This window comes from Novosphingobium sp. SG720 (genome assembly GCF_012275365.1).
In the GTDB taxonomy this organism is placed as follows: Bacteria; Pseudomonadota; Alphaproteobacteria; order Sphingomonadales; family Sphingomonadaceae; genus Novosphingobium; species Novosphingobium rhizosphaerae.
In genome coordinates this window covers 1-6,394 of the sequence record NZ_JAAZQN010000018.1, presented here as the reverse complement: position 1 = coordinate 6,394, position 6,394 = coordinate 1, and the positions used below count along the sequence as shown (strand labels likewise).

Here is a 6,394-nt window from a genome sequence, read left to right as displayed (position 1 = left end):
CATCGCAAGCCTCCATGTGCTCGCAACGTCGAATCAGATTTTCACCGACTTGGGAATCCCCAGCGTGAGTCAGCCTCAGCGCACATTGGTATAAGCTCAATTGCGACAGTGCAAATCAGGGATGCACGGTCATGACAGGTCTCCGGCTTTGCGCCGGACCACCCGGCGCGCGTCCGAGTCGGACACCCATAGGATCTGCAACGAAGAGCGACCGCACAGCGCGATCGGGAATATCCCCCCGATCATGCTGGCAAACCCGACCGGGGATACCAGCCCCCCGGACCCGGGCCAGGCGAAAAACTCTAGGTCCGAGCGGTCCAAGGTTGGGTAGCAGTGCATGACTACCGAAAGGTGGGGTCAATATTGGGCGCCGATAGGGGGTCAGTTTTACGCGCCGGTTGACAGCCATTGCGAAAGGAGCATTTGCGACAATTCTATAAAATTACATGCCTAAATTGTCGTTTTCATTTTAAAAAAGCGTCATGCCAGCGATCAAAAGCGTGATGAAATATAGACCGATGTGTAAAGGAGATTTTTCCCATCTCCAGTCTCATGCAAAAACTTACCCGCCTGAACTCGATTGATGTACAGGCCGGTGACCACATACCGGTTCCATTGATAATCAAGTCGGGCCGTGTTGCGCAGGCCCACATAATGCGCCGAGCTTTCGTTGGCTCTCCGCAGGATCGCGCCAGTCATGGCGTAGAGGTTATCCTGATTGGTGGTCCGCCAAAGCCCAGATGCCGTCACTTCCATGGTCAGCTTTTTGGATGGCTTCATGCCGAAGGAAAGGCCTGCTTGGATCAGGTTCGAGTAGCCGAACTCTGCTGTGAAGGTTTGACCTCTCGACCAGAGGAAGTCGTACGTGCCCGAGGTGCCGTTACCCGAATGTCGATCTCCTGATCCGATGTCTGTGCGAAAACCGACTCTGGGCTTCCAGGTCCCCGGGAGCTGATAGGCGGTATCCATACCGTAGAACCATGCCTTGATGGTCTGCCCCGCAGCCGTCTCGCCATGCTGGCCGATAATCTCGATATCATAATCCAGCTTGCCTTGGCGCCCTGCTAACCGCGCTGACAATGTGTCGCGACGGGCGTTGAACAATGGCACAGCCGCACCTTTTCGGTCCGAGTGGATATAGAGGATCTCCAACTCGGCATTTTTGAGCAGTGGGTTGAGTTTGCGCGCCGCATGGGCGGCAATGAATGAAAAGTCGTAATTGGTGCTGTCGTTGAACGAACCCAGCTTGTCGCGCACGGCCCACCCGCCCAGTAAACCTATGCGCCATTCGCCATTTTGCCACTGAGTGCGGGCGGCGTCGAAGGAGCGACGCGTGTTCGGAGCGTTACGTGCATCGAACAGGCGTGCCTTGCCGAAAGAAATTTCCTGACGCCCCGCACGAACGATGAAGCGACCGCCAGATTCATTGGTGGGCAGACTGATTTCAGCGAAAGCCTGATGCAATTCTGCGGTGTTCGCATCGACAGCATTGGGCGTGACGTTGGCCCCATGCGTGTCGGTCGCCTCGATCTCGGTGAAGGTTCGCAGATAATCGGTCCAGTGGATGTCGGCCCAGAGCCGTACTCGATGCTGGACATCTAGGCCACGATCTTCTGCACCGCGCCCGAAGTTGAGGTGATCCCGCGTTTCAGTGCGCAGGCGCGCATCACCTCCAATGGTGAGATAACCATTGGTCCATAGCGGAATGTGCTTGAGTTTGGCCCAGGTGGTCGTGCGCATGGTCGGGTCGGCGTACTGGGTGTAGGTCTCGTCATAGGGCAGCGGCTGGAAGGCGAGCGTAGACGGGAGAACGCTGGTCGGCGCGTTCACCGGATGTGGCAGATTAAGCGGTGGAGCAATGACGGCCTCGGCAGCACCAGGCGCGTGCTTCGATTTCGCTGCCTTGGATGGCTTGCTTTCGACAGTGGCTTCGTTCGCGGTTTGGGCAGCCGCTCCGGTTGACCCCGCCATGAGCGCAAATATCCCGGCACCGAGGCTTACGCCCCGGCGCAATGCCAATCGCTTCATTGTTCATCCCCCGATTTCAAATGAATGGCGGCTACACCGAATTGTCTGGCCCCGTCGGAAACACCCAGTCCGACGAGGCCTGCATAAGTTCGATCTCACCGGCGTGTGGCAGTTGCCGCGCGCGGGATATGGTTCTTGAGCAGAACGATGGCGACCATTGCACCAGTCATCGCGAACGCCAGCAGCCCGAGATAGCCATTCGCACCTCCTCTTGTGATCACGATCGCCCCGGCAAATGCGCTGAGAATGGCGCCGAGCCGCCCAACCACCAGTCCGGCGGCCGTGCCGGATGCACGCACCTCTGTGGGATACATGTTGCCCGCGACCGCATACATGGTGGACTGAACCGCATTCACGAACAGGCCGTGCACGCCAAGTCCAATCACGAACAGGCTGGTATCTCCGGCGATGTTGAGGCCGCGTAGATAGAAGGCGCTGATTGCTGCTCCTGCGCAGCAGAAGGCGAGCGGCCAGCGCGAACCGAAGCGATTGATTGCAACCGCACAGGCCAGTGCGCCAAACACCCCGCCAAGATTGTAAGCGGTGAGGCCGCGCCCGGCGACGACCACACTCAGTCCCTCGTTGGTCAGCATGGTCGGTAGCCAGCTGAAGGCCAGATAGACCGCGAGCAGGGTGAGGAAGAATCCAGCCCACAAGGCGATCGTGCTTAGAGCACGGCCGTCTGTGAAGAGCGCCTTCACACCGCGCCCGGTTTTCACGACCTCTTCGGGAGCTTGCGCGAAAGTGGCATGATCTGGGACGGTACGGCCCATACGGTGGAGCAGGGCGACCAGCGCGGGCCATTTGAGCTTCTTGCGCGCTAGCCAGCGCGGCGATTCTGGCAGGGCTGCGAGCAATATGAGCGATAGCACCAGGGGAATGGCGCCCCCCGCGTAAAACAACATGCGCCAACCGAATGCGGGCAAGATCTGCGATGCGAACAGGCCGGCAAGCATGCCGCCGAGGGGTACGCAGACGATCGTGCCGGTGATGGCCATGGTGCGGTAGCGCTGCGGGGTAAATTCGCCAGCCAGCGTCGTCGAGGCGGGAAGTGCGCCGCCAATACCAAGGCCGGCGCAGAACCGCAGGATAGCGATCGTCCAGATGTTGGGCGATAGGCCGATCGCGAGCGTTGCAACACCGAAGCAGACCACCGACCCCAGGATGGAGATCCGACGACCATAGCGGTCAGCGATAAAGCCAGCGATTCCGCTGCCGACCGCCATCCCGACCAACCCCATTGCCACGACCGGCGCAAAGTCAGCTTTGGTGACACCCCATTCCTTTATGAGAACTGGAATGGCAAAGCCAATTAGTTGGCCATCAAACCCATCGAGGACAATGGAGAGAGCCGCTAGCAGCACCACGAAGCGCTGGAGCAAACTCCAAGGGCCACCATCGATAACCTCACCAATGCTGAGGGTTGTGCCCGAAACAGGATTGTCATCCAGCCCTAAAGAGTGAGGGGCTTCATGTTTCCGATGGTTTTTCTGCGCCAAAATACCGCGATCCTCTGCCTGCGCCTTCTGGCGTCTTTCATTGCATTATAGATTTGATGTCAAACTATCAACCAGAAAGAAGATGGTGTCCCACTTCAACCGCGACGAATGGAGTGTGCGGCAAGAATTTTCAGATGCGGAAAGGTCATCTGAATAGGGTCGAAGCACTCATTGGCAAGGCCACCACCGGGGTGCCGTGACTCCGTCCCCTCTGTTCATAGTCCGGCGTCATGGAGCCGTCGTCCCCTGCCATCGGGCCCAGCCTGACTGGAGGTCTTAGCTGTCTGGTTGTGAGACCTCATTGGCGTAGAATAGGATTCGGTCTACTTTATTGAGCAGATCATTCTGATCTGCAGGTGGCTTGTAAAGTTTGTTCTCGAGGCGGCTGTTGAGCTTGAGGCGCTCGCCGACTTTGTCGATCGGCGAGAGACCGTTGAGGACTCTCTGCCTGCGTCGATTATAAGCGCGGTTGAAGCTGATCAGCAGGATCTCGAGGTCTTGATGGCCGGCGACATTGATTCCCAAGACGTCGCTGGCAACGCGACCGTTGAAACGCTGTCAACCGAACCGAAGATTTGACCCCTTGGGCGAAGTGAAGAACTGACCCCCATTCATTGCGCATTGGTTTCGGTTGGCTCAAGCGTAGGTCCGGCCTTCTGCAGAAGGCCGGACCTACGCTTTTCGCGAAGTCGGTAGCTGTCACCGCGGATGGTCACTACGGTGGAGTGGTGAAGCAGCCTGTCCAGGATCGCGGTGGCGACTACGGGATCGCCGAACACACCGCCCCATTCCCCGACCGAGCGGTTGGAGGTGATCAGGATCGATCCCCTTTCGTAGCGGCGTGAGACCAGTTGGAAGAACAGATGAGCGGCATTGGCTTCGAACGGCAGATACCCCAGCTCGTCGATGATCAGCAGCTTGGGCCGGGCAAGCTGTGTCAGCTGTTTGTCGAGCGTCCCGTCGTCGTGGGCCTTCGCCAGCATCGCTACCAGCGTTGCCGCGGTGACGAACTGGACCGAGTAGTTTTGCCGGATCGCTTCGCGCCCCAGTGCAACGGCCAGATGCGTCTTTCCGGTTCCGGGAGGTCCCAGGAACAGCGTCGTATCGCCATGCGCGATCCAGCGGCACGTCGCTAGTTCCCGGACTTGACCCGGATCGAGCGAGGGCTGCGCATCGAACTCGAAGCCGGCCAGTTCGCGTACGAACGGGAACTGGGCGATCTTGCTCGCCATCGATATCCGGCGCTCGTCGCGCCGCGCGATCTCCCGGCCGACGAAGAATGCCAAAGCTTCACGCAGCGTCATTTTCGAGCGCGCCGCTTCGTCGAGCAGCGTGTCAAGCTGGTCCCGGATCGCTGACAGCTTGAGCCGGTCCAGCATCGCCACCAGGGCTTCATGATCAACCGCCGTCATCACCAGCCTCCTCCGACCACAGCCTCGTATTCGGCAAGTGGCCGTAGCAGGGCCGGTGGCGGCATCTGCTGTGGCGCCGTCACGCGGATAGGACCGGTGCCCACCAGCCCTGCCAGATGCGTCCGGTCGACGATCCGCTGCCGGCGCCCCTCGCACACTGCATGGTCGGCCACGACTTCGCCTGCGTGACGCACGATGACACGGCCCGCGAGAACCACGACCTGCACGGTCTCGCCGACCAGGCGCCAGGGCACCGAGTAGCTGTTGGTGTCGAGGTCGATCGCGCAGTCGGGGCGCACTTTGCGAATCAGATCGCGCAGTTGGCCGAATGGAGCACGGCCGCCAAGCGGACGAAGCGCGGCAACTTCGTCGGCGAAGCGAACCAGCGGCAGTTCGCCCGTCGTGCCGTGTACGCGCACATCGGCAATCTCGCGGTTCCACTGCTCGAGATGTGCGACGAAGGCGCCCCAATTGACGAAGCGGCGACCCGCGACCGCATTGCGCTTCACATATCCGACACCGCGCTCATCCTTGCCCTTGGTGCGGGCTCGGTATGGCGCGCTGGCTCTTGGGCTAAAACCCCAGTAACGCGCGAAGGCATGGAGCCTGGCATTGAACCGCACCTCGCGCGTCGCTGCGTCGTGATGCTCGACCAGCGCCCTGGCGTTGTCGAACAGGATCTCCGCCGGCACTCCGCCGAACCGCAGAAACGCGCCCTCCATCCCCTCGAACCAGTCAACCTGGCGCTCTCGGATCGAGGGCTGAATATGCATTCGACGCGAGTAGCCCAGCGTCGCCACGAACAAATGTACGCGCATGCGTTCGTCGCCGATCCATACCCGGACCTCGCCGAAGTCTATCTGCAGCTGATGCCCGGGCCGCGTCTCGAAGCGCACCGTGGCTCGCTTCTGAGCCCTCAACTCTCGCCGCCAGCGCTGGCCCCGCAACTCGACCGAGCGCAGGCCGATCTCGATCCCATGCTCGCTCGCCAGTTCCTGGCGGATGACATCGGCATTGCCGCCGTGCCGGAAGAAACGCTCGCGCAGCCAATCGTCGAGACCGTCGAACGCCGTCTTGCGCTCGGGCTTCGCGAACGGCACCACACCGCCGGCGCGAAGGTAGCGGCGCACCGTGTTACGCGCGCAGCCAAACTCCTTCGACAGCCGCTTTGCTCCCCAACCTAGCTCATGCAGCCGCACCATCGCGGCCACCTCGTCGGGCTGCAGCATATCGTCTCCCCGCACAGCCAATTCCTGTGCGGAAAACTCTGTAATCACATTCGTCATCTGTCTTTCCCCTCGTCAGCCGCAGGGGTCAGTTCTCAGATTCGGCAGGGGGTCAGTTTCTCAGTTCGCGTGACAAACGCTCGACCATACCGTTGGTCTGCGGCGTGTAGGCCTTTGTTTGCCGGTGCGGGACCTTGAGTTGCGTACACGCCGCCTCGAACGTGCCCGC

The 6,394-nt window shown here is 60.3% G+C and carries 4 protein-coding genes and 1 pseudogene; all 5 read right to left on the bottom strand.

Going from position 1 to position 6,394, the window contains the following annotated elements:
- Positions 1-492 precede the first annotated feature (492 nt).
- A complete protein-coding gene (locus FHW94_RS22875) occupies positions 493-2,028 on the bottom strand; it encodes an alginate export family protein (protein ID WP_168558141.1) in 1,536 nt (511 codons plus the stop codon).
- Between the two features lie 95 nt (positions 2,029-2,123).
- A complete protein-coding gene (locus tag FHW94_RS22870; RefSeq protein WP_210425833.1) occupies positions 2,124-3,527 on the bottom strand; it encodes an MFS transporter in 1,404 nt (467 codons plus the stop codon).
- 276 nt (positions 3,528-3,803) lie between these two features.
- Positions 3,804-4,085, bottom strand: a pseudogene (locus tag FHW94_RS22865) (IS481 family transposase); the annotation flags it as partial.
- 53 nt (positions 4,086-4,138) lie between these two features.
- Entirely contained in the window at positions 4,139-4,939 is an 801-nt protein-coding gene (gene istB / locus FHW94_RS22860; protein WP_168558140.1) for an IS21-like element helper ATPase IstB, read from the bottom strand.
- Positions 4,939-6,225, bottom strand: a complete 1,287-nt coding sequence (istA, locus tag FHW94_RS22855) for an IS21 family transposase (RefSeq protein ID WP_168558139.1) — start codon at positions 6,223-6,225, stop codon at positions 4,939-4,941. Before istA ends, istB begins: the two co-directional genes overlap by 1 nt.
- Positions 6,226-6,394 lie beyond the last annotated feature (169 nt).

Coding starts and splice junctions, on each gene's coding strand:
- istB (WP_168558140.1), bottom strand. CDS start 4,939: ATGACGGCGGTTGATCATGAAGCCCTGGTGGCGATGCTGGACCGGCTC.
- istA (WP_168558139.1), bottom strand. CDS start 6,225: ATGACGAATGTGATTACAGAGTTTTCCGCACAGGAATTGGCTGTGCGG.
- FHW94_RS22875 (WP_168558141.1), bottom strand. CDS start 2,028: ATGAAGCGATTGGCATTGCGCCGGGGCGTAAGCCTCGGTGCCGGGATA.